The sequence below is a fragment of the Streptomyces sp. 7-21 genome, from assembly GCF_016741785.1.
In the GTDB taxonomy this organism is placed as follows: domain Bacteria; phylum Actinomycetota; class Actinomycetes; order Streptomycetales; family Streptomycetaceae; genus Streptomyces.
The window spans coordinates 152,254-172,065 of sequence record NZ_JAERRL010000008.1 but is presented as its reverse complement, the minus strand read 5'-3'; the positions used below and the strand labels follow the sequence as shown (position 1 = coordinate 172,065).

The 19,812-nt window shown below is 74.2% G+C and carries 17 protein-coding genes; 8 read left to right on the top strand and 9 right to left on the bottom strand.

Annotation, left to right across the window (positions count from 1 at the left end; genetic code table 11):
• Positions 1–26 precede the first annotated feature (26 nt).
• Complete coding sequence (groL, locus tag JK356_RS12915) at positions 27–1,652, top strand: chaperonin GroEL (RefSeq protein ID WP_201867823.1); 1,626 nt, start codon at positions 27–29, stop codon at positions 1,650–1,652.
• A gap of 191 nt (positions 1,653–1,843) precedes the next feature.
• Here the strand turns inward: groL and murQ are convergent, their stop codons facing one another.
• Together murQ and JK356_RS12905 are read right to left on the bottom strand one after the other, a co-directional pair.
• Positions 1,844–2,776, bottom strand: a complete 933-nt coding sequence (gene murQ / locus JK356_RS12910) for an N-acetylmuramic acid 6-phosphate etherase (RefSeq protein ID WP_201867822.1) — start codon at positions 2,774–2,776, stop codon at positions 1,844–1,846.
• A gap of 90 nt (positions 2,777–2,866) precedes the next feature.
• Positions 2,867–3,814 (bottom strand): MurR/RpiR family transcriptional regulator, encoded by a 948-nt coding sequence (locus JK356_RS12905; RefSeq protein WP_236671252.1) that lies wholly within the window; start codon positions 3,812–3,814, stop codon positions 2,867–2,869.
• Between the two features lie 100 nt (positions 3,815–3,914).
• On the opposite strand from JK356_RS12905, the gene JK356_RS12900 reads away from it, so the two are divergent.
• The 4 genes from JK356_RS12900 (at position 3,915) to JK356_RS12885 (ending at position 7,630) form a co-directional block, all read left to right on the top strand.
• Positions 3,915–4,265, top strand: coding sequence for a hypothetical protein (locus JK356_RS12900; RefSeq protein WP_201867821.1), 351 nt, complete (start codon positions 3,915–3,917; stop codon positions 4,263–4,265).
• On the top strand, positions 4,262–4,561 hold the full coding sequence (locus JK356_RS12895) for a DUF4031 domain-containing protein (protein ID WP_201867820.1): 300 nt from the start codon (positions 4,262–4,264) through the stop codon (positions 4,559–4,561). The genes JK356_RS12900 and JK356_RS12895 overlap by 4 nt, the downstream gene beginning before the upstream one ends.
• Positions 4,536–5,834 (top strand): Cmx/CmrA family chloramphenicol efflux MFS transporter, encoded by a 1,299-nt coding sequence (locus JK356_RS12890; protein WP_201867819.1) that lies wholly within the window; start codon positions 4,536–4,538, stop codon positions 5,832–5,834. The genes JK356_RS12895 and JK356_RS12890 overlap by 26 nt, the downstream gene beginning before the upstream one ends.
• Before the next feature lie 146 nt (positions 5,835–5,980).
• Positions 5,981–7,630 carry a DNA repair helicase XPB gene (locus JK356_RS12885; RefSeq protein ID WP_201867818.1) on the top strand — a complete coding sequence of 550 codons (1,650 nt, stop codon included), beginning with the start codon at positions 5,981–5,983 and terminating at the stop codon, positions 7,628–7,630.
• A gap of 29 nt (positions 7,631–7,659) precedes the next feature.
• On the opposite strand, the gene JK356_RS12880 is transcribed toward JK356_RS12885, so the two are convergent.
• The gene (locus tag JK356_RS12880; RefSeq protein ID WP_201867817.1) at positions 7,660–7,830 is read right to left on the bottom strand and encodes a hypothetical protein; all 171 of its coding nucleotides are present in this window, start codon (positions 7,828–7,830) and stop codon (positions 7,660–7,662) included.
• A 178-nt stretch (positions 7,831–8,008) separates the two neighbouring features.
• Here JK356_RS12880 and JK356_RS12875 point away from each other — a divergent pair, with 178 nt between their 5' ends.
• Positions 8,009–10,285, top strand: a complete 2,277-nt coding sequence (locus JK356_RS12875) for an AAA family ATPase (RefSeq protein ID WP_374100649.1) — start codon at positions 8,009–8,011, stop codon at positions 10,283–10,285.
• Positions 10,282–10,902 (top strand): metal-dependent phosphohydrolase, encoded by a 621-nt coding sequence (locus tag JK356_RS12870; RefSeq protein WP_201867816.1) that lies wholly within the window; start codon positions 10,282–10,284, stop codon positions 10,900–10,902. Before JK356_RS12875 ends, JK356_RS12870 begins: the two co-directional genes overlap by 4 nt.
• 81 nt (positions 10,903–10,983) lie before the next feature.
• On the opposite strand, the gene JK356_RS12865 is transcribed toward JK356_RS12870, so the two are convergent.
• Together JK356_RS12865 and JK356_RS12860 are read right to left on the bottom strand one after the other, a co-directional pair.
• Complete coding sequence (locus JK356_RS12865) at positions 10,984–11,895, bottom strand: aminoglycoside phosphotransferase family protein (RefSeq protein WP_201867815.1); 912 nt, start codon at positions 11,893–11,895, stop codon at positions 10,984–10,986.
• A gap of 8 nt (positions 11,896–11,903) precedes the next feature.
• Positions 11,904–14,429: a helicase-associated domain-containing protein gene (locus tag JK356_RS12860; protein ID WP_201867814.1), complete on the bottom strand. Its 2,526-nt coding sequence runs from the start codon at positions 14,427–14,429 to the stop codon at positions 11,904–11,906.
• Positions 14,430–14,578: 149 nt separating this feature from the next.
• Between JK356_RS12860 and JK356_RS12855 the strand changes: the two genes are divergently transcribed.
• A complete protein-coding gene (locus tag JK356_RS12855; RefSeq protein WP_201867813.1) occupies positions 14,579–15,433 on the top strand; it encodes a helix-turn-helix transcriptional regulator in 855 nt (284 codons plus the stop codon).
• Between the two features lie 94 nt (positions 15,434–15,527).
• Here the strand turns inward: JK356_RS12855 and pstB are convergent, their stop codons facing one another.
• From pstB to pstS, 4 genes are all read right to left on the bottom strand, one after another.
• Positions 15,528–16,307, bottom strand: coding sequence for a phosphate ABC transporter ATP-binding protein PstB (gene pstB, locus JK356_RS12850; protein WP_201867812.1), 780 nt, complete (start codon positions 16,305–16,307; stop codon positions 15,528–15,530).
• 15 nt (positions 16,308–16,322) lie between these two features.
• A complete protein-coding gene (gene pstA / locus JK356_RS12845) occupies positions 16,323–17,426 on the bottom strand; it encodes a phosphate ABC transporter permease PstA (protein ID WP_201867811.1) in 1,104 nt (367 codons plus the stop codon).
• Positions 17,426–18,409, bottom strand: coding sequence for a phosphate ABC transporter permease subunit PstC (gene pstC, locus JK356_RS12840; RefSeq protein ID WP_374100648.1), 984 nt, complete (start codon positions 18,407–18,409; stop codon positions 17,426–17,428). The genes pstA and pstC overlap by 1 nt, the downstream gene beginning before the upstream one ends.
• A gap of 141 nt (positions 18,410–18,550) precedes the next feature.
• Positions 18,551–19,657, bottom strand: a complete 1,107-nt coding sequence (gene pstS, locus JK356_RS12835; protein ID WP_201867810.1) for a phosphate ABC transporter substrate-binding protein PstS — start codon at positions 19,655–19,657, stop codon at positions 18,551–18,553.
• Positions 19,658–19,812 lie beyond the last annotated feature (155 nt).

Here is a 19,812-nt window from a genome sequence, read left to right as displayed (position 1 = left end):
CCCCTGTTCTGGGAGGACCACTTCACATGGCCAAGATCATCGCGTTCGACGAAGACGCGCGGCGCGGCCTTGAGCGCGGGATGAACCAGCTCGCTGACGCCGTCAAGGTCACGCTCGGCCCCAAGGGCCGGAACGTCGTTCTGGAGAAGAAGTGGGGCGCCCCCACCATCACGAACGACGGTGTCTCCATCGCGAAGGAGATCGAGCTCGAGGACGCCTACGAGAAGATCGGCGCCGAGCTCGTCAAGGAGGTCGCGAAGAAGACGGACGACGTCGCCGGTGACGGCACGACCACCGCGACCGTCCTGGCGCAGGCGCTGGTCCGCGAGGGCCTGCGGAACGTCGCCGCCGGTGCCAACCCGATGGCCCTGAAGCGGGGCATCGAGGCCGCCGTCGAGAAGGTCTCCGAGGCCCTGCTGCAGCAGGCCAAGGAGGTCGAGACCAAGGAGCAGATCGCCTCCACCGCCTCCATCTCCGCCGGCGACACCCAGATCGGTGAGCTGATCGCCGAGGCCATGGACAAGGTCGGCAAGGAAGGCGTCATCACCGTCGAGGAGTCGCAGACCTTCGGCCTCGAGCTGGAGCTCACCGAGGGTATGCGCTTCGACAAGGGCTACATCTCCGGCTACTTCGCTACCGACATGGAGCGGATGGAGGCGGAGCTCGAGGACCCGTACATCCTCATCGTCAACTCCAAGATCAGCGCGGTGAAGGACCTGCTCCCGCTGCTGGAGAAGGTCATGCAGGCCGGCAAGCCGCTGCTGATCATCGCCGAGGACGTCGAGGGCGAGGCCCTGTCCACCCTCGTGGTGAACAAGATCCGCGGCACCTTCAAGTCGGTCGCCGTCAAGGCCCCCGGCTTCGGTGACCGCCGCAAGGCCATGCTGGGCGACATCGCCACGCTGACCGGCGGCCAGGTCATCTCCGAGGAGGTCGGCCTCAAGCTGGAGAACGCCACGCTCGACCTGCTGGGCCGCGCCCGCAAGGTCGTCATCACCAAGGACGAGACCACCATCGTCGACGGTGCGGGCGACAGCGACCAGGTCCAGGGCCGCGTGAACCAGATCCGCGCCGAGATCGAGAACTCCGACTCCGACTACGACCGCGAGAAGCTCCAGGAGCGCCTGGCCAAGCTCGCGGGCGGCGTGGCGGTCATCAAGGCCGGCGCGGCCACCGAGGTGGAGCTCAAGGAGCGCAAGCACCGCATCGAGGACGCGGTGCGCAACGCCAAGGCCGCCGTCGAGGAGGGCATCGTCGCCGGTGGTGGCGTGGCCCTGCTCCAGGCCTCCAACGCGTTCGAGAAGCTGGAGCTCGAGGGCGACGAGGCCACCGGTGCCCAGGCCGTTCGCCTGGCCCTGGAGGCCCCGCTGAAGCAGATCGCCGTCAACGCCGGCCTTGAGGGCGGCGTCGTGGCGGAGAAGGTCCGCGGCCTGCCCACGGGCCACGGCCTGAACGCCGCCACCGGCGAGTACGTGGACATGCTGGCCGAGGGCATCATCGACCCGGCCAAGGTGACGCGTTCCGCGCTGCAGAACGCCGCCTCCATCGCCGGCCTGTTCCTGACCACGGAGGCCGTGGTCGCCGACAAGCCGGAGAAGGAGAAGGCGGGCGCCGACGCCGCCGGCGGCATGGGCGGTGGCATGGACTTCTGAGCCTGACCGGCTCAGCCGTCCCTTGTGGCAATCCGGGGCGGTACCCCTGCGGGGGTGCCGCCCCGGTTGCATGTGCGCGCGGTCCGCGCCCGGCGGCGGCTGAGCTGGCCGCCGCGCCGCAGCGGCCACCGCCCGCAGCCAGGCGGGCCCCGCGAGGCGCGGCGCGAGGTGAGCGCGGGCGGGCCGTGACGTCAGCCGCGGGCGGCGGCGAGGGCGGCGCGGAGGTGGCCGTTGGACTCCGACAGCAGGCGGTCGGCGGTGGCCGCGTCCACCTCGCCGAGGATCGTGAGGATGGCGTTCTTCACCTCGCCGCCCGTCTCCCGCAGCGCCGCCTCGATGGTCTCGTCCGGCGCCCCCGTCGCCAGCGCCACGATCCGCCGCGACCGGGCGCGCAGCTTCTCGTTCGAGGCCCGCACGTCCACCATCAGGTTCCCGTACGTCTTACCGATCTTGATCATGCTGATCGTCGAGATCATGTTCAGCACGAGCTTCTGCGCCGTCCCCGCCTTCAGCCGGGTCGAGCCGCTGATCAGCTCGGGGCCGACCACGATCTCGATGCCGTGCTCGGCCGCCGCCGCGAGCGGCGAGCCGGCGTTGCAGGACAGGCCGATGGTGAGCGCGCCCCGGGCGCGCGCGTGCTCCACCGCGCCCACCGCGTACGGGGTGCGCCCCGAGGCGGAGATGCCGACGACCGCGTCCGCCGCCGTGAGCCCGCGTTCCTCCAGGTCCGACCTGGCCAGCGCCCGGCTGTCCTCGGCCCCCTCCACCGCCGTGACCATCGCCTCGGGCCCGCCGGCGATGAGCCCGACGACCTGATCCGGGTGGGTGTTGAACGTCGGCGGGCACTCGCTGGCGTCCAGCACGCCGAGGCGTCCGGCCGTCCCCGCGCCCAGGTACAGCAGCCGGCCGCCCTCGGCCAGGCGGGCGGCGACCGCGTCGATCGCGTCGGCGATCTCGGGAAGCCGCTCGGCGACGGCGCCGGGCACGCGGATGTCCTCCGCGTTCATCAGCCGGGCGATTTCCAGGGTCGGGAGCGTGTCGATATTGGCGAGGTCGGGCCGGTATGCCTCGGTGGTCAGGGCGTCGAGCTGTGACCGCAGCTCGTCGTAGGGGCTGGTGGACATGGAGCGGCTCTCCGACGGTGGCGGGACGGACTGGTGCGGGAGGGAGAGCCCGCCGGGGTGTCCGGTGGGCTCGGCTCGCCGGGAGCGCGGTCAGCGTTCCCGCGGCGAGTGCCGGTGGGCCAGCGCCTCGTAGCTGGCGTGCAGCGCCGGGGCCGCCGAGTCGTACGTGCGCTGGGCGACGCCGATGAACAGGCAGTCCACGACGAGGAGCTGGCTGGTGCGGCTCGACATCGCGGCCGGGCGCAGCTCGCTCTCCCGGGCCGTGGACGTGGTCAGCACGTGGTCCGCGTACTGCGTGATCTCCCCGTCCGGGCGGCCGGTGACGGCGATGGTGGTGGCGCCGTGGTCGAAGGCGGCCTGGAGCGGTTCGATGACGTCGACGGTCCGGCCGGAGTGGGTGATCGCCACGGCGACGTCCCCGGTCCGCAGCTGGACGGCGTTGGTGACGGCCAGGTGCGGGTCGGCGTGGGCGTGCGCCACGAGCCCGATGCGCAGCAGCTTCTGCGCCAGGTCCTGGGCGACCAGCGACGAGGCGCCGACGCCGTAGACGTCCACGCGTCTGGCGGTGGCGAGCGCGCCCACCGCGGCTTCCAGCTGGGAGATGTCCAGGGCGGCGGCGGTGTCGGCGAGGGTCTGGCGCTCGTCCTGCGCCAGCTTCGCGACGACGTCGCTCATCGGGTCGTCGACCGTGATGTCGGCGGTGACGGCGGGCGCGGCCCCGGACGCCTGCTGGGCGGCCAGGCCCGCCAGCGCCAGGCGCAGGTCCCGGTACCCGGGGTAGCCGAGCAGGCGGGCCGTGCGGACGACGGTGGCCTCGCTGGTGCCGGTGCGTTCGGCGAGGCCGGTGACGGTGAGCGCGGCGCAGCCGGCCGGATCGGCGGCGACGGTCTCGGCGACGCGCTGCATGGAACGGGTCATGGAGGGCGCGAGCGTCCGCACCTTGGCGGCGAGGGCGCCTGGCTCGGGAGGAGCGGGCCGGTGCGTCACGGGGAGGGGACGCGCCCGCACGCCGCGACGGTGGACGAAATTTTCCTTCATCGCGTTCCGCACGAGGTGAAACATATTTTCAGCAAAGCTGCCCGTCAAGAGCTCCTGCGGCGCGGCGCACGACACCCCTCGCCCGCCTACCATCCGAACCATGGACGTTTGCGAGGAGGCACTGCACCAGGGCCGGGCCCTGGTGCTCGCGGACCTCACCGCGGCCGGCGCCGCCGGCCCCGAGGAGGTGTCGCTGCTGGAGAAGGCGGTGACCCACCGCCGCTGGTGGTCGGAGCAGTGGCCCGAGGGCGCCGCCTACGTGCCGGGCCTGCTCGCCCAGGACGTGCAGGACGCGCTGGCCGAGCGCTCCGGCCGCTGGCCGGTCTGCCCGCTGTGCACCGACGGCGAACCGCACGAGCTGCGGGTCGAACCGGAGCTGGGCGAGGACCCGCACTGGGTCTGCGAGCGCTCCGGCCGCCAGGTCGCCCCGCTGGGCGGTCTCGGCTCGTGACCGTCTACATCGACCCTCCCACCTGGCCCGGGCACGGCCGGATGTGGTCCCACCTCATCAGCGACGTCTCCTACGAGGAGCTGCACGCCTTCGCCGCCCGGCTCGGGGCGCCGCGCCGGGCGTTCGAGCGCGACCACTACGACATCCCCGCCGAGAGCTACGCCGAGGCGGTGCGGCTGGGCGCCGCCGTCGTCCGCAGCCGTGACATCGTGCGGCTGCTGCGCGCCTCCGGGCTGCGCCGCCCGAAGACCGCCTACCGGTACGGGCGGAATGCCCGCCGCGTCACGGGACGTTAGTCCCGGTGTGTCTGATCAGCCCTCCGCACCCGCATCCCGCCGGCTGCCTGCCGCCGTCCTGATCCTGGGCGGCGCCGTCTTCGCGCTCGGCACCTCCGAGTTCATGCTCTCCGGTCTGCTGCCCGAGGTAGCGGACGACCTCGGCGTCTCCATTCCCACGGCCGGGCTGCTGATCTCGGCGTTCGCCATCGGCATGGTCATCGGCGCCCCGCTGCTGGCCGCCGCCACCCAGCGGCTGCCGCGCCGCACCACCCTGATCACGCTGCTCGCCGTCTTCGCCGCCTGCCACGTCGCCGGCGCTCTCGCCCCCAGCTACGGGGTGCTCTTCGCCACCCGCGTCGTCAGCGCCCTGGCCTGCGCCGGGTTCTGGGCGGTGGGCGCGGCCGTCGCCGTCTCGCTGGTGCATCCCAGCGCCCGGGCCCGCGCCATGGCCGTCATGATCGGCGGCCTGTCGGTCGCCAACATCGCGGGCGTGCCCGGTGGTGCCGTGCTCGGCCAGGGGTTCGGCTGGCGCGCCGCGTTCTGGGCGGTCGCGCTGCTGACCGTCGCCGGGCTCGCGGGCGTCGTGCTGTTCGTGCCGCGGGTGGCGCCGGCGCCCGCGGGCGAACGGCCCCGGCTGCGGCAGGAGGCCCGGATCTACGGCGACCCGCACACGCTGGCCGCGGCCGGCACCATCGTGCTCTTCGCGGCGGGGACGTTCTGCTTCTTCTCCTACCTCGCGCCGCTGCTCACCGACGTCTCCCGGCTGGCGGAGGGCTGGGTGCCCGTCGTGCTCGTGCTCTACGGCGTGGGCACGCTGACCGGCACCGTCCTGGGCGGCCGCCTGGCCGACCGGCACCCGTTCGGCACGCTCTACGCCGGGCTCGGCGCGGCCACCGTGGTGCTGGTGCTCATCGCCCTCCTGGCGCGCTCGGCCGTGGCCACCGTCGCGCTGGCCGGGCTGCTGGGCTTCGCCGCCTTCCTCGCCTCCCCGGGCCTGAACGCGCGGATCTTCACCGTAGCGGGCGCCGCCGCCCCGACCCTGGCCGCCGCGACCGCCACCGCCTCGTTCAACGCGGGCAACGCCGTGGGCCCGTGGGCGGGCGGCCGCGTCATCGACGCCGGGCTCGGCTACGCCTGGACGGCCTGGCTCGGCGCCCTCTTCGTCCTCGGCGCCCTGGGCACGACGGCCCTCCAGTACCGCCAGGCCTCCAGGAGCCGCTGCGTCGCCGCGCACCCCGGGGGCGCCCGCGAACGGGACGCGGCGCCCGGTGCGCCGGCGCGCCGCTCATAGCCGGCGCGCCGCTGCGGGGGGACGGAGGCACTGCGCCGCCGGGACCGGCCCGCGGGCGCTGACACGCTCGTGCCGCGGCCCGTCGGCCGGGTGAGGCACACTGGACGCTTGGCCATCTTCGCCCGCGACCGAAGGGGGAGTCCCGCGTGTCCTGTCTGATCGTCCAGAGCGACAAGACGCTCCTGCTGGAGGTCGACCACGAGCAGGCCGAGGAGTGCCGCCGCGCGATCGCCCCGTTCGCCGAACTGGAGCGGGCGCCGGAGCACATCCACACCTACCGGGTGACCCCGCTCGGCCTGTGGAACGCGCGGGCCGCCGGGCACGACGCGGAGCAGGTCGTGGACGCCCTGGTGACCTACTCCCGCTACCCGGTGCCGCAGTCGCTGCTGGTGGACGTGGCCGAGACCATGGCGCGGTACGGGCGGCTGAGCCTGCTCAAGCACCCCGCCCACGGGCTGGTGCTCGCCACCACCGACCGGCCGGTACTGGAGGAGGTGCTGCGCTCGAAGCGGATCAAGCCGCTGGTCGGGGCGCGCATCGACGAGGACACCGTGGCCGTGCACCCCTCGGAGCGCGGCCAGATCAAGCAGACGCTGCTGAAGCTCGGCTGGCCCGTGGAGGACCTCGCCGGGTACGTGGACGGCGAGGCGCACCCCATCGAGCTGACCGAGGACGGCTGGGCGCTCCGCCCTTACCAGCGGCAGGCCGTGGAGGGCTTCTGGCACGGCGGCTCCGGCGTCGTGGTGCTGCCGTGCGGCGCGGGCAAGACGCTCGTCGGCGCCGGGGCCATGGCCAAGGCGAAGTCGACGACGCTGATCCTGGTGACGAACACCGTCTCGGCCCGCCAGTGGAAGGCGGAGCTGGTGCGGCGCACCTCGCTGACCGAGGACGAGATCGGCGAGTACAGCGGCACCCGCAAGGAGATCAGGCCCGTCACGATCGCGACGTACCAGGTGCTCACGACGCGCCGCAAGGGCGTGTACCCGCACCTGGAGCTGTTCGACTCCCGCGACTGGGGCCTGATCGTCTACGACGAGGTGCACCTGCTGCCCGCGCCGGTGTTCAAGTTCACGGCCGACCTCCAGGCCCGGCGGCGGCTGGGCCTGACCGCGACGCTGGTACGCGAGGACGGCCGCGAGTCCGACGTGTTCTCGCTCATCGGCCCGAAGCGGTTCGACGCCCCGTGGAAGGAGATCGAGGCGCAGGGCTACATCGCGCCCGCCGACTGCGTCGAGGTCCGCGTCGACCTCACGGAGTCCGAGCGCCTGGCCTACGCCACCGCCGAGCCCGAGGACCGCTACCGCTTCTGCGCCACCACGGAGTCCAAGCGGCGGGTCACCGAGGAGCTGGTGCGGCGCCACGAGGGGGAGCAGACGCTGGTGATCGGCCAGTACATCGACCAGCTCGACGAGCTGGGCGAGAGCCTGGGCGCCCCCGTCATCAAGGGCGAGACGACCAACGCGCAGCGCGAGAAGCTGTTCAACGGCTTCCGCGCCGGGGAGATCCGGGTGCTGGTGGTCTCCAAGGTCGCCAACTTCTCCGTCGACCTGCCCGAGGCCACGGTGGCCATCCAGGTCTCCGGCACGTTCGGCTCCCGGCAGGAGGAGGCGCAGCGGCTCGGGCGGGTGCTGCGGCCCAAGGCCGACGGGCACGAGGCGCGGTTCTACTCGCTGGTGGCGCGCGACACCATCGACCAGGAGTTCGCGGCGCACCGGCAGCGGTTCCTGGCCGAGCAGGGGTACGCGTACCGCATCGTGGACGCCAGCGAGCTGTCCGGCGAGCGGGACGAGGTCTGACGGCGGCGGCAGCGGCTGGCGCCCGTGGCCTACTGGCCGCCGCCACCGCCGGCCGGCCGTGGCGTGTCAGCCGCCGGCACGGCCACCCCGGCGCCGGCCCAGTCCCCGGCTTCCCCGGGGCGCCTCCCCAGCACGACGACCTCGAAAGCCGTCCCGGCCACCACCCGGGCCGCGCGCATCGTGTTCTTCCACCACGTCATGGCCCCAGCCTGCGCGCCGGGCCGCCCGCGGGGCATCGCCCGCCGGGCGGAACCCAGCCCTGACCGCCGTCTCAGGGCCGTCCCTGACGCGGGCCCGGGGGTGCCCGGGGGCACCGGGAGCACCAAAGACCACGCGCGGCACCGCCCCCGAGACGGCCGCTGTCCGCGCCGGCCGCAAATGAGTTGCGCCCCCTCGGGCCCCCGCCTATCCTCGCGTCCTCTGCCTCCTGACGTGCGCGCCGCGACGACGCGACCCAGCGGTACGACTCCGCACTCCGCAGCGACGCGTGGCCCCGCAGGAGCCGGCCGCTCGGCAACCGGCCGGCACCCCGAAGCACACCCACGCGTACCCCACGGAGGCTCCGCCGTGCCGCCCGCCATTCCGCCCGATCCGGCCACCTCGCCCCTGGACGCCGAACGCGCCCACCTCGCCGCCTCCCGCGCCGCGCTGCGCGCGATGCGCGCCGAGGTCGAGGCGCTCGACATCTCCGGCGTCGCGCCGGACTGGGTCTCCGCCCAGGTGCTGGCCTCGGAGAGAGAAAAGCGCGTCGCCGCGCTCGCCGACCTCGCCGGCACCCCGCTGTTCTTCGGCCGGCTCGACTACGGCGAGGCGCCGACCGGAGAGGACGACTGGGAGGACGGGCACCGCTTCTACATCGGCCGCCGCCACGTGCACGACGCCGACGGCAACCCCATGGTGATCGACTGGCGCGCCCCGGTCTCGCAGCCGTTCTACCGCGCCTCCCGCCGCGACCCGCAGCGCGTCGTGCTGCGCCGCCGCTTCGGCTACGACGGCGGCGAGCTGACCGCGTACGAGGACGAGCACCTCGGCGACCCGGCCGCCGGCGGCACGGAGGAGGACGAACGGGCCTCCGCGCTGCTCCAGCGCGAGATCGAACGCCCCCGCGTCGGCCCGATGCGCGACATCGTCGCCACCATCCAGCCCGAGCAGGACGTCATCGTCCGCGCCCCGCTCGCCGGAACGGTCTGCGTCCAGGGCGCGCCCGGCACCGGGAAGACCGCCGTCGGCCTGCACCGCGTCGCCTACCTGCTGTACGCGCACCGCGAGCGCCTCTCCCGCAGCGGCACCCTCGTCATCGGGCCGAACCGTTCCTTCCTGCGCTACATCGAGCAGGTGCTGCCCGCGCTCGGCGAGCTCCAGGTGCGGCAGACCACCATCGACGACCTCGTCGCCCACGTCGAGGTGCGCGGCACCGACACCGCCGCCGCCGCGCGCATCAAGGGCGACGCCCGCATGGCCGAGGTGCTGCGCCGGGCCGTGCGCTCCGGGATACGGATGCCCCAGGAGGGCGTCGTCGTCGCGCGCGGCTCGCGCCGCTGGCGCGTCCCGGCCTACGAGCTGGAGGAGATCGTCAGGGAGCTGCTCGCCCGCGACATGCGCTACGGCGCCGCCGCCGAGGCGCTGCCGCAGCGCATCGCGCACGCGGTGCTCGTGCGGATGGAGCGCGCGGGCGAGGCCCCCGACGACCGGACGCAGAACGCGGTGGCGCGCAGCGCGCCGGTCAAGGCGGCGGTCCGGGCGATCTGGCCGCGCGTGGACCCGGCCAAGCTGGTGCTGCGGCTGCTGTCCGACCCGGACTTCCTCGCCGAGCAGGCCGACGGCATCCTCACCGCGGAGGAGCAGAAGGAGATCCTGTGGGACCGGCCCGCCCGGAGCGTGAAGTCGGCGCGCTGGTCGGCCGCGGACGCGGTGCTGGTGGACGAGGCCCGCGACCTGGTCGAACGCACGCCGTCGCTGGGCCACGTGGTGCTGGACGAGGCGCAGGACCTCTCGCCCATGCAGTACCGGGCCGTCGGCCGCCGCTGCTCCACCGGCTCCGCGACGATCCTCGGCGACCTGGCGCAGGGCACCACGCCGTGGGCGACCGAGACCTGGGAGGAGGCGCTGCGCCACCTCGGCAAGCCCGGCGCGGTCGTCGAGGAGCTCACCCGCGGCTTCCGCGTGCCGCGCGCCGTCATCGCGTACGCCTCCCGGCTGCTGCCCGCCATCGCGCCCGGCCTGGCCGAGGCCACCTCGGTGCGCGATGCGCCCGGGTCGTTCCGGGTCACCCGGGTCGCCACTGGCGAGCTGGACGCGGCGGTGACGGACGCCTGCCGCGAGGCGCTGGCGCGCGAGGGCTCGGTCGGCCTGATCGCCGCCGACGCCCGCACCGGTCCGCTGGCGCTCGCGCTGTCGGCGGCGGGGCTTGCGCACCTGGCGCCGGGTGAGGAGAGCCGGGACGGGGTGCGGCTGACGCTGGTGCCCGCCTCCCTGGCCAAGGGCCTGGAGTACGACTACGTGGTGCTCGACGACCCGGCCGCGATCGTGGACGGCGAGCCGGACGAGCGCACCGGTCTGCGCCGCCTGTACGTGTGCCTCACCCGCGCCGTCTCCGGCCTGGCGGTGCTGCACGCGGCGCCGCTGCCCGCCCAGCTGGAGAATCACCAGCCATGAAGGGGCATGAGGAGAACCGGCACGAGACGCTGCTGCGGCGGTGGCCAGGCGAGCGCGCGGCGGGTGAGGAGCTGCTGGTCCGCTGGGGCGAGCCGCACCGGCGGTACCACACCACCGCCCACCTGGCCGCGGTGCTCGACCGGCTGGAGGAGCTGGGCGCCGGGGACTACGCGGCCGATCCCGGGGCCGTCGTGCTGGCCGCCTGGTTCCACGACGCGGTGTACGACCCGCGCGCGGGCGGCGGCGAGAACGAGCGGCGCAGCGCCGCGCTGGCGCGCCGGGTGCTCGGCCCGGATCCGCGGGCGGCCGAGGTGGCGCGCCTGGTGGAGCTGACGGCGGGTCACGACCCGGCCGAGGGTGACAGGAACGGCGAGGCGCTGTGCGACGCCGACCTGGCGGTGCTGGCGGGCCCGCCCGAGGCGTACGCGGCGTACGCGGCGGCGATGCGGCAGGAGTACGGCTTCGTGCCGGAGGACGACTTCCGCGCCGGGCGGGCGGCGGTGCTGCGGCAGCTGCTGGGCCTGCCCCGGCTGTTCCGCACGCCGTACGGGCGCGCGTACTGGGAGGCCACCGCCCGCGGCAACCTGGAGGGCGAGCTGCGGCTGCTGACGGTGTGACGGGGTGACGCTGTAGCGGCGGGCACCGGCGCACCGGGGGTGACGGGCTCTTTCCGCCGCCCCGTCAGCCCGGTCCTGCCGTCAGCAGCGGGCGCGCACGGCCCGGGCGATCGCCACCTGCTCGGGCCCCACGCCCGGCGCGCCGTCCCGCAGCAGCCACAGCGCGTTCTGGAGCACGCGCCCCAGCGTCCACCGCGCGGCGCGCGCCCTCTCGAGCCCCAGCACGCTGGTCATCAGGTCGAAGCGCCGCAGCACGCCGCCGGCGTCGAACCGGTTGACCAGGGCGGGCAGCAGCTCGAAACCGGGGTCGCCCACCAGCGGCTTGGGGTCGATGGCCAGCCACGGCTCGCGCCCGGCCGCCCGCGCCGCGGGCGTGGGCGCCAGCACGTTCTGGTAGTGCAGGTCCCAGTGGAGCAGCGCCCCGCCGGGCTCGTGCGCCACCTCGCGCACGGCGGCGGCGCAGTCCGCCAGCAGGCGCCGTTCGTCCGGGTCGGCCGCGCGCGGCGCCAGCCGCGGCGCCTCGTCGAGCATGCGGGCCGTGATGCCGGCCAGCCGCCGCAGCCCGGGCGGCGGCTCGGCCGCTACCAGGCGGCGCAGCACCCCGGCCAGGACCGTCAGCGCCGCCTCCACGTCGGGCACGCCGTCGAGCGAGCGGTCCGGGTCCAGCGCCTCCAGCAGCAGCGAGCCGCTGGCCTCGTCGTGGGCGAGCAGCCGCACGGCGCCCGCGCCGTGCCAGGCGCGCAGCGCCGGGCCCTCGCCCACGGTCTCGTGGTCGGGCTGCTGGAGCTTCAGCACGGCCGGGCCGCCGTCCGCGCGGGTCACGGGCAGCACCAGCGCCGCCACGCCGTGCCGGGCCGGGCCGGGCGCCAGGGTGAGGTCCCAGCGCCGCAGCATCCGTTCGGCCAGGCGCGGCAGCCCCGCGACCCAGGCGCGGCCCGCCTCGCCGTCGAACCGGGCCTTCGCCGCGGCGAGCGCTGCGGGAACGGTGATCATCCGGGCTCCTACGCGGGCGGCTCGCCGTGCCGGGCCGCGCCGGTCAGGCGGTGCAGGGGGTAGGTGCGGACCTCCTGCGCGGTGTGGTCGAAGCCGGTCACGAAGCCGCCTTCGACGGTGACGGGCGCCAGCACGTGGTGGCGGGCCGTGCCGTCGGCGTCGACGTGCCCGACGCGCACCAGCGCGCCCTCGCGGGCCGCCGCCCGCAGCACGGCCACCGTCTCGTCCGGCGGCGTGCGCGGCACGGGCCCCTCCGGCGGCGGTACCCGGGCGGCCGCCTGGCGCGCGCCGCCGCCCGGCGCGGCCCGGTCGCCCGCGCGCAGCGCGCGCACGGCGGCGGCCAGCAGCGGCGGGTCGAGCCGCTCGGCGCCGTAGCTGTCCGGCGCGGGCACGGGCGGGGTGCGCGGCGGGGTGCGGCGCGGCTGGGCCCGCACGCTGACCACGGCGCCGTCCTCCGCCTCGGCGGCGGGCGCGAAGCCCAGGCCGCGCAGCCGCTCCAGCAGCGTGCCGGGGGCCAGCGGGCTGACGAGCACGGTCGGCGCGATGCGCCGCAGCTTCAGCGGGGCGGCCCGCCGGTCGGCGAGGAGTTCCGTCAGCTGTGCCTCGTCCTCGCAGCGCAGGTAGCTGCCCGCCGCGCCGACGCGCAGCTGGCCGTGGCGCCGGGCCACGTCGTCCACGAGGTAGGCCAGCGGCTGCGGCACGGGCGTGCGGGAGTGCTCGGCGAGGAAACGGTGCAGCTCGGCAGCGGTCCATCCGGCGTCCAGGGCGCGGCGCACCGAGCCGGAGGTGAAGCGGTAGACGGTGGCGCCGCCGGTGGACTCGACGTCGGCGGCCACGGCCATCACGCGGGCGAGGTCGCGCCGCAGCGGGCCGGGGGCGACGGCGGTCAGGTCGGCCTGGAGCAGCACGTGGTCCAGCGGCTCGGGCAGGACCTCGGCCAGCAGCCCGGCGGCCCGGTCCACCGCGGTGCCGACGTCGTCGGGCGGGAGGCCGTCACCGGCATCCGGCGCGCTGTCCGGGCGGGCGCCGCCGAGCAGCGGGCGGACGAACGACGCCAGCGCGCCGCGCCCGGTGACGCCGAGCCGCTCGGCCTCGGCGAGCGCGTCGGCGGTCAGCCGGGACCGCGCCTCGGCGGGCAGGCGGCGCGGCAGCTCCCACGCCAGCCGTTCCTCCACGGCGGCGTGCTCGGGCTCGGTGCCCGGCGGCAGCGAGGCCAGCAGGCCCAGCACGCGCCGCCGCAGCTCGGCGGCCGGGCCGCGGTCGAGGCCGGGGCCCAGGGCGGCAAGCGGCTTGCCCTTGGCGTCGCGCCCGCCGACGAGCCCGGGGACGCGGGTCGCGGCGAGCCAGGCGGTGACGAGCTGGGCCCAGCGGCGCTGCGGCGGCAGGGCGAGCCACTCGTCGTAGGCCGGGGTGGGCGCGTACCGCTCGTCGGCCTCGCCGTCGGCGGCGATCAGCCCGGCGACGTAGGCCAGCTCGATCCAGAACGCCGCCTCCGGCTCGGGCAGGTCCAGGGTGACGGCGGCGCGCTTCAGCTCCCGGGCGGACAGGCCGCCGCTGCGCAGCACGGGCGGCCCGTCGGTCTCCCAGGCGGCGGCGAGGGTCTCGACGGCCTGGAGCGCGGCCAGCGCGGCCCCGGCCGCGGCGGCGTCGGCGGAGGCGGGGGAGTGGGTGGCGCGCGGGGTCAGCTCGGGCGGCAGCGGGCGGGGCTCGCGGTGGGCCCGGCCGCCGCGCAGGTGCAGCGCGACTTCGCGGGGCAGCACGACGGTGCCCGGGGTGTGCGGCACGAGCAGGCCGCGGTCGAGCAGCCAGCGCAGGTGCGGGCCGGGGTCGGCGGGCACGGTGCCGTAGGGCGGGCCCCACACCAGCCGGTCCAGGGCGGCGCGGGCGCGGTCCGGGGCACCGTCCAGCAGCGCGTCCATCCGGTCGGGGTCCGTGAACAGCTCGGTCAGGGTGGCGATGGCGCTGACGGCGTCGGCGGTGGCGGGCAGGCCCGCGGCGGCGAGCAGCTGCTGGGCGCGGCTGGGTGACAGGCGGCCCGCGGCCTCGGCGAGCGTGGGGCCCAGGCCGGTGGGGGAGGGGCGTTCGGGTGTGGGCGTCAGCAGCTCCTGGGCGGTGCGCACCAGGCGCAGCGCCTCGGGCGGGCCCCACAGCAGGGCGTGGCCGCGCAGCACGCCGAGTGCGCGGGGCAGGCCGCGGGCGCAGTCTTCGCCGGGCAGCAGGGAGGCGAGGACCGGCAGCGGGCAGGGCTGCGGGGCGATCGCGAGGGCCTCGGCGGTCTGGAGGGAGAAGACGTCGAGCCGTTCCAGGGCCCGGAGCACGGATGTCCGGGCGGCGGCGCGGGTGGCGAGCTGGGAGAGGTCGGAGGGGAGCGGTGAGAGGAGGTCGGCTCTGGCCCGCAGGAGGTCGGCGAGCTGCTCATCGGACCGCGTGCGCAGCTCGTCGGCGAGCGTGCGGGGGGTCTTTGTCCCGGTCGTGCCGCCGGTGCGGCCGTTCTGCCCGCCGCGCTCGCCGTTCGCGCTGGTCTCGCCGGTCATCCACACCAACGGTACTCCTCCCGGCGTTGGGGCAACAGTGCCACGTGGCAAAGGTGCATATGGGGCGAGAACCGGTCATGATCTGAGTGGACGTCAGCCCCGCCGGGACGGCAGACTTCAAGCCAGCCGACGGGAAGGACTGCGAGCAGATGCCCCCGAGGGAGAATCCCACCGCCCGGCAGGTCCGACTGGGCGTGGAGCTGCGGAAGTTGCGCGAGCGTGCCGGTCGTACCGCGCGCGAGGCAGCCGCGATGCTCGGCACGGACCAGGGCAAGATCAGCCACATAGAGTCCGGCCGGATCGGGGTAAGCGAGGAGCGGATCCGGCGGCTGGCGGCGTTCTACGAGTGCACCGACGAAGCCCTGCTGTCGGCGCTGTGCGCCATGGCGCGCGAGCGGCGCGGCCAGTTCTGGTGGGATGAGTATCGGGGCAAGCTTGCCCCGAGATATCTCGATATCGCCGAGCTTGAGCACCATGCGGTCGGTTTGCGCAGTATGCAGACGGTCACCATCCCCGGCATCTTCCAGACCGAGGACTACGCGCGGGCGCTCAGCGAGCAGTCGGTGCCGCCGGTGGATCCCGAAGAGGCCCGGATGCGCGTCGAGTTCCGGATGCGGCGCAAGGTCCTCCTGGAGCGTCCCGAGCCGCCGCCGATGAACTTCTTCGTCCACGAGGCGGCGCTGCGCATGCGGTTCGGCGGCCGGAGGGTCACGCGCGGCCAGCTCGCCTACCTGATGGAGGCCTCGCAGCGGCCCCACGTCTCGCTGCGCGTCGTGCCGTTCACCAACGAGACGTTCTTCGAGATGACGCAGCCCGTGCTGTACGCGGACGGCGTCGTGGAGCAGCTCGACACCGTGGAGATCGACGGCCCGCTCGGCGGCCACTACCTGTACTCGGACAGCGACCTGGCCACCTACCGGGAGTTCTTCCGCTACGCCGACACCGTCGCCCTCGACCAGCACGAGTCGCGCATGCTGATCCACCACATCGCCCGCGAGCTGTGACGGCGCGCTGCGGCCGGCCGGGGCGGCGGAGACATGCGGCCGGGCCCGGCGCCCGGCGCGCATCGCCGTCTCCTCCGCCCCTCGTCCCCGGCCGTCAGCCGAAGCGGCCGGAGATGTAGTCCTCGGTGGCCTGGTTGCTCGGCTTGGAGAAGATCTTGGTGGTCTCGTCCACCTCGACCAGCACGCCGGGCTCGCCGACCGCCCGGAGGTGGAAGAAGCCCGTCGTGTCGCTCACGCGCGCCGCCTGCTGCATGTTGTGCGTGACGATCACGATCGTGTACTCGGACTTCAGCTGGAGAATCAGGTCCTCGATGGCCTGCGTGGAGATCGGGTCCAGCGCCGAGCACGGCTCGTCCATCAGCAGCACGTCCGGCCGCACCGCGATGGCGCGGGCGATGCACAGCCGCTGCTGCTGGCCGCCGGAGAGACCGGAACCGGGCTTGTGCAGGCGGTCCTTGACCTCGTCCCAGAGGTTGGCGCCCCGGAGCGAGGACTCGACCAGGTCGTCGAGGTCGGACTTCTTCATGCGGCGGGCGTTCAGCCGCACGCCCGCCGCCACGTTGTCGTAGACCGACATCGTGGGGAACGGGTTCGGCCGCTGGAACACCATGCCGATGTGGCGGCGGACGTTGACCGGGTCGACGGACGGCCCGTACAGGTCCTCGCCGTCCATGGTGATCTTGCCCTCGACCCGGGCGTTCGGCACCAGCTCGTGCATGCGGTTGAGCGTGCGCAGGAACGTCGACTTGCCGCAGCCGGAGGGGCCGATCAGCGCGGTGACCGACCGCGGCTCGATCGTCATCGTCACGCCCTGCACGGCCAGGAACGTGTCGTAGTAGATGTCGAGATCGCTGACCTCGATGCGCTTGGCCACGGTGCTTCCTCCGGCTCAGCGGGTCTTGGGGGCAAAGATGCGGGAGATCAGGCGCGCGAGCAGGTTCAGCGCCATCACGATCAGGATCAGCAGCAGGGCGGCGGTCCACGCCCGCTCCAGGTATGCCTCCCGGTCCAGGCCGGGATGGGCGTAGCTGTTGTAGGCGAACACCGACAGCGTCTGCATCGCGCCGTCGAACGGGTTGAAGTTGTCGTAGGTCGGGCTGCCGACGGTGATGAGCAGCGGCGCGGTCTCCCCGACCACGCGGGCGACCGCCAGCGTGACGCCGGTGGCGATACCGGCGATGGAGGTCGGCAGGACGACCTTGACGATCGTGCGCCACTTCGGCACGGCCAGCGCGTACGACGCCTCGCGCAGCTCGTTCGGCACGAGCTTGAGCATCTCCTCCGTGGAGCGCACCACCACGGGGATCATCAGCACGCTCAGCGCGACCGCGCCCATGATGCCCATCTCGGCGCCGGGGCCGAAGAACATCACGAACAGCGCGTAGGCGAACAGGCCCGCCACGATCGACGGGATGCCCGTCATGACGTCGACGAAGAACGTGATCGCGCGCGCCAGCCGCCCCCGCCCGTACTCCACGAGGTAGATCGCCGTCAGCAGGCCCACCGGCACCGAGATGGCCGTGGCGAGCGCGGTGATGATCAGCGTGCCGAACAGCGCGTGGTGCGCGCCGCCGCCCTCGCCGACGATGCCGAGCATCGAGTGGGTGAAGAACTCGGCGTCGAACCGGTCCAGGCCGTTGCTGGTGACGGTGATGACCACCGACAGCAGCGGCAGCATCGCGAGGGCGAACGCCGAGCAGACGACGGCCGTCACGAAGCGGTTGAACGCCTTCCTGCGGCCCTCGACCGCGCGCGCCCACCCGTAGATCACGGCGGTGTAGCCGACCGCGGCGGCGATGCCGCACAGCGCCGCGTTCACCCCGGCCAGCAGCAGCGCGACGGCGGCCGCGGCGAAGGCGGCCAGCGTCAGCGGCGCGGCCCGACGGGGCAGCGAGCCGTGGCTGAGGGAGACGGCGGCCAGCGCGGGCGCCGGGGTCCCGGCGCGGGGGGCTTTGGTGTCTTTGGCGTCTTCGGAGGAGGTTGAGGTGGCCATCAGTTGGCTCCCGAGAAGTCACGGCGCCGGTTGATCACCGCGCGGGCCGCCATGTTCACGAGCAGGGTCACAAGGAAGAGCACGAGCCCGGAGGCGATCAGGACGTTGATGTCCAGGCCGGAGGACTCCGGGAACTCCAGCGCGATGTTGGCCGCGATCGTCGAGGGGTTGTCGCGGCTGATCAGGTCGAAGGAGACGGTGCCGGGGCTGACCGACAGCACGATCGCGACGGCCATGGTCTCGCCGAGCGCCCGGCCCAGGCCCAGCATCATGCCGCCGACGACCGCGGAGCGGCCGAACGGCAGCACCGCCATGCGGATCATCTCCCAGCGGGTGGCGCCCAGCGCCAGCGACGCCTCCTCGTGGAGCCTGGGCGTCTGGAGGAACGCCTCGCGGATGACCGCCGTGCAGATCGGCAGGATCATGACGGCCAGCACGATCGCGACGACCAGCATCGTGCGGCCGGTGCCGGAGGCGGGACCGTCGAAGAAGGGGATGAAGCCGAGGTGCTCCTCGAGCCACCGGCTCGGCCCGACCGTCAGCGGCGCCAGCTCGGCGATGCCCCACAGGCCGAAGATGATGCTGGGCACCGCGGCCAGCAGGTCGACCAGGTAGCCGAGGACGGCGGCCAGGCGCCTGGGTGCGTAGTGCGTGATGAACAGCGCGATCGCCACCGCCAGCGGCGCGGCGATCAGCAGTGCCAGGAAGGCGGCCAGCAGCGTGCCGAAGAGCAGCGGCCAGATGTAGAGGATGATGCCGTCGCCGTCGCCGACGTCCTCGGCGGGCGCCCACAGGGCCGGCCACGCCTCGGTGACAAGGAAGGCCGCGACCCCGGCGAGGATGACGAGGATGAGGATCCCCGCTCCTTTCGCTGCGCCGGAGAACACGCGGTCTCCCAGCCGCTGCGGCGGCGCCGCCCGGCCGCGCGCCTTCTGCGTGGTGGAAGGCGCGGAAGGCGTGGAAGGCGTAGAAGGCACAGCCACCTTCTTCTCCCTTGTGTGGTTCGTGGTTGGTCCGCTGGAAGCGGCTGGTGTCCGTGGCGCCGCCGCGGTCCGCGCGGGCGGGCGGCGCCCCGCGGGCGCCCGGCGGGGGTCAGCCGCCCAGGCCCGCGGGGCGCGGGGGACTCAGCTGCCGGACCCGGAGCTGCCGATGGCGTCCACTGCGGTCTGGTACTGCTGGCGCAGCGCGTCGGACAGCGGCGCGGAACCGGCCTGCTCGGCGGCGGCCTGCTGGCCCTCGGGGCTGATCATGTAGGAGAGGTACGCGCGGACCAGCTCGGCCGTGTTCTCGTCGTCGTAGGTCTGGCAGGCCATGGCGTAGGACACCAGGACGATCGGGTAGACGCCCTCCTCGGTGGTGTCACGGGCCAGCTCGTAGGCGAAGTCGTACTCGCCGCGGCCCTCGACGCGCTCGGAGACGGCCAGCACCTGGGCGGCGGCCTGGGGCGAGTACGCGACGAACTCGTCGCCCACGCCCACGGCCACCGTGCCCAGGTCACCGGCCTGGCTGGCGTCGACGTAGCCGATGGTGCCCTCGCCGCCCTGGACGGTGCCGACGACGCCGGAGGTGCCCTGCGCGGACTCACCGCCCGGGACCGGCCAGTTGCCGCTGGGCTCGTGCGGCCAGTCGTCGGGGGCGGCCACCGACAGGTACTCGGTGAAGTTCTCGGTCGTGCCGGACTCGTCGGAGCGGTTGACCGGGGTGATCGGCAGGTCGGGCAGCTCGACGCCGGGGTTGTCCTCGGCGATCGCCGGGTCGTTCCAGTCGGTGATCTCCTGGTTGAAGATCTGGGCGATCACGCCGGGCCGGAGGTTGAGCGTGTCGATGCCCGGCAGGTTGAACACCACCGCGATCGGGGAGACGTACACCGGCACCTCGATGACCTCGCCGCAGCGGTCGATCGCGCCCTGGAGTTCGCCCTCGTCGTCGCTCAGGTAGGCGTCGGTGCCGCCGAAGTCACTGCCGCCGCTGATGAACTGCTCGCGCCCGGCGCCGGAGCCGTCGGGGCTGTAGTCGACGGTGACGTCCGGGTGGAGCTGGTTGAAGCCCGCCATCCAGGCTTCCTGCGCGGCCTGCTGGGAGCTGGCGCCGACGCCCCGCAGGGTTCCCGACAGGTCAGAACCGCCGTTCCCCCCGCCACCGTTGTTCTGCTCGTTTTCGCTGCTGCACCCCGCCAGGGCGAGGGCGGAAACCGCCGCGACCGCGGCGGTGGTGGCGCGCCAGTTGCGCATGGCCTCGTGCTCCTTAGACAACCCCAGCCGCCTGGCTGGATTTCTCATGACTCGACAGCGTCGTGGGAGAACGTAGGAGCGGCTGGCGAAGCACCGAGGGCCAGAAGGTGAACAGCAAGATAGGTTCGTCGGAACCCGCAGTTTCACCAAGAGAG

Coding starts and splice junctions, on each gene's coding strand:
- JK356_RS12905 (WP_236671252.1), bottom strand. CDS start 3,814: ATGAAGGAAAATTTCGTCCACCGTCGCGGCGTGCGGGCGCGTCCCCTC.
- JK356_RS12855 (WP_201867813.1), top strand. CDS start 14,579: ATGCCCCCGAGGGAGAATCCCACCGCCCGGCAGGTCCGACTGGGCGTG.
- JK356_RS12890 (WP_201867819.1), top strand. CDS start 4,536: ATGCCCGCCGCGTCACGGGACGTTAGTCCCGGTGTGTCTGATCAGCCC.
- JK356_RS12875 (WP_374100649.1), top strand. CDS start 8,009: ATGAGTTGCGCCCCCTCGGGCCCCCGCCTATCCTCGCGTCCTCTGCCT.
- JK356_RS12880 (WP_201867817.1), bottom strand. CDS start 7,830: ATGACGTGGTGGAAGAACACGATGCGCGCGGCCCGGGTGGTGGCCGGG.
- JK356_RS12865 (WP_201867815.1), bottom strand. CDS start 11,895: ATGATCACCGTTCCCGCAGCGCTCGCCGCGGCGAAGGCCCGGTTCGAC.
- JK356_RS12870 (WP_201867816.1), top strand. CDS start 10,282: ATGAAGGGGCATGAGGAGAACCGGCACGAGACGCTGCTGCGGCGGTGG.
- pstS (WP_201867810.1), bottom strand. CDS start 19,657: ATGCGCAACTGGCGCGCCACCACCGCCGCGGTCGCGGCGGTTTCCGCC.
- murQ (WP_201867822.1), bottom strand. CDS start 2,776: ATGTCCACCAGCCCCTACGACGAGCTGCGGTCACAGCTCGACGCCCTG.
- JK356_RS12860 (WP_201867814.1), bottom strand. CDS start 14,429: ATGACCGGCGAGACCAGCGCGAACGGCGAGCGCGGCGGGCAGAACGGC.
- JK356_RS12900 (WP_201867821.1), top strand. CDS start 3,915: ATGGACGTTTGCGAGGAGGCACTGCACCAGGGCCGGGCCCTGGTGCTC.
- groL (WP_201867823.1), top strand. CDS start 27: ATGGCCAAGATCATCGCGTTCGACGAAGACGCGCGGCGCGGCCTTGAG.
- pstA (WP_201867811.1), bottom strand. CDS start 17,426: ATGGCCACCTCAACCTCCTCCGAAGACGCCAAAGACACCAAAGCCCCC.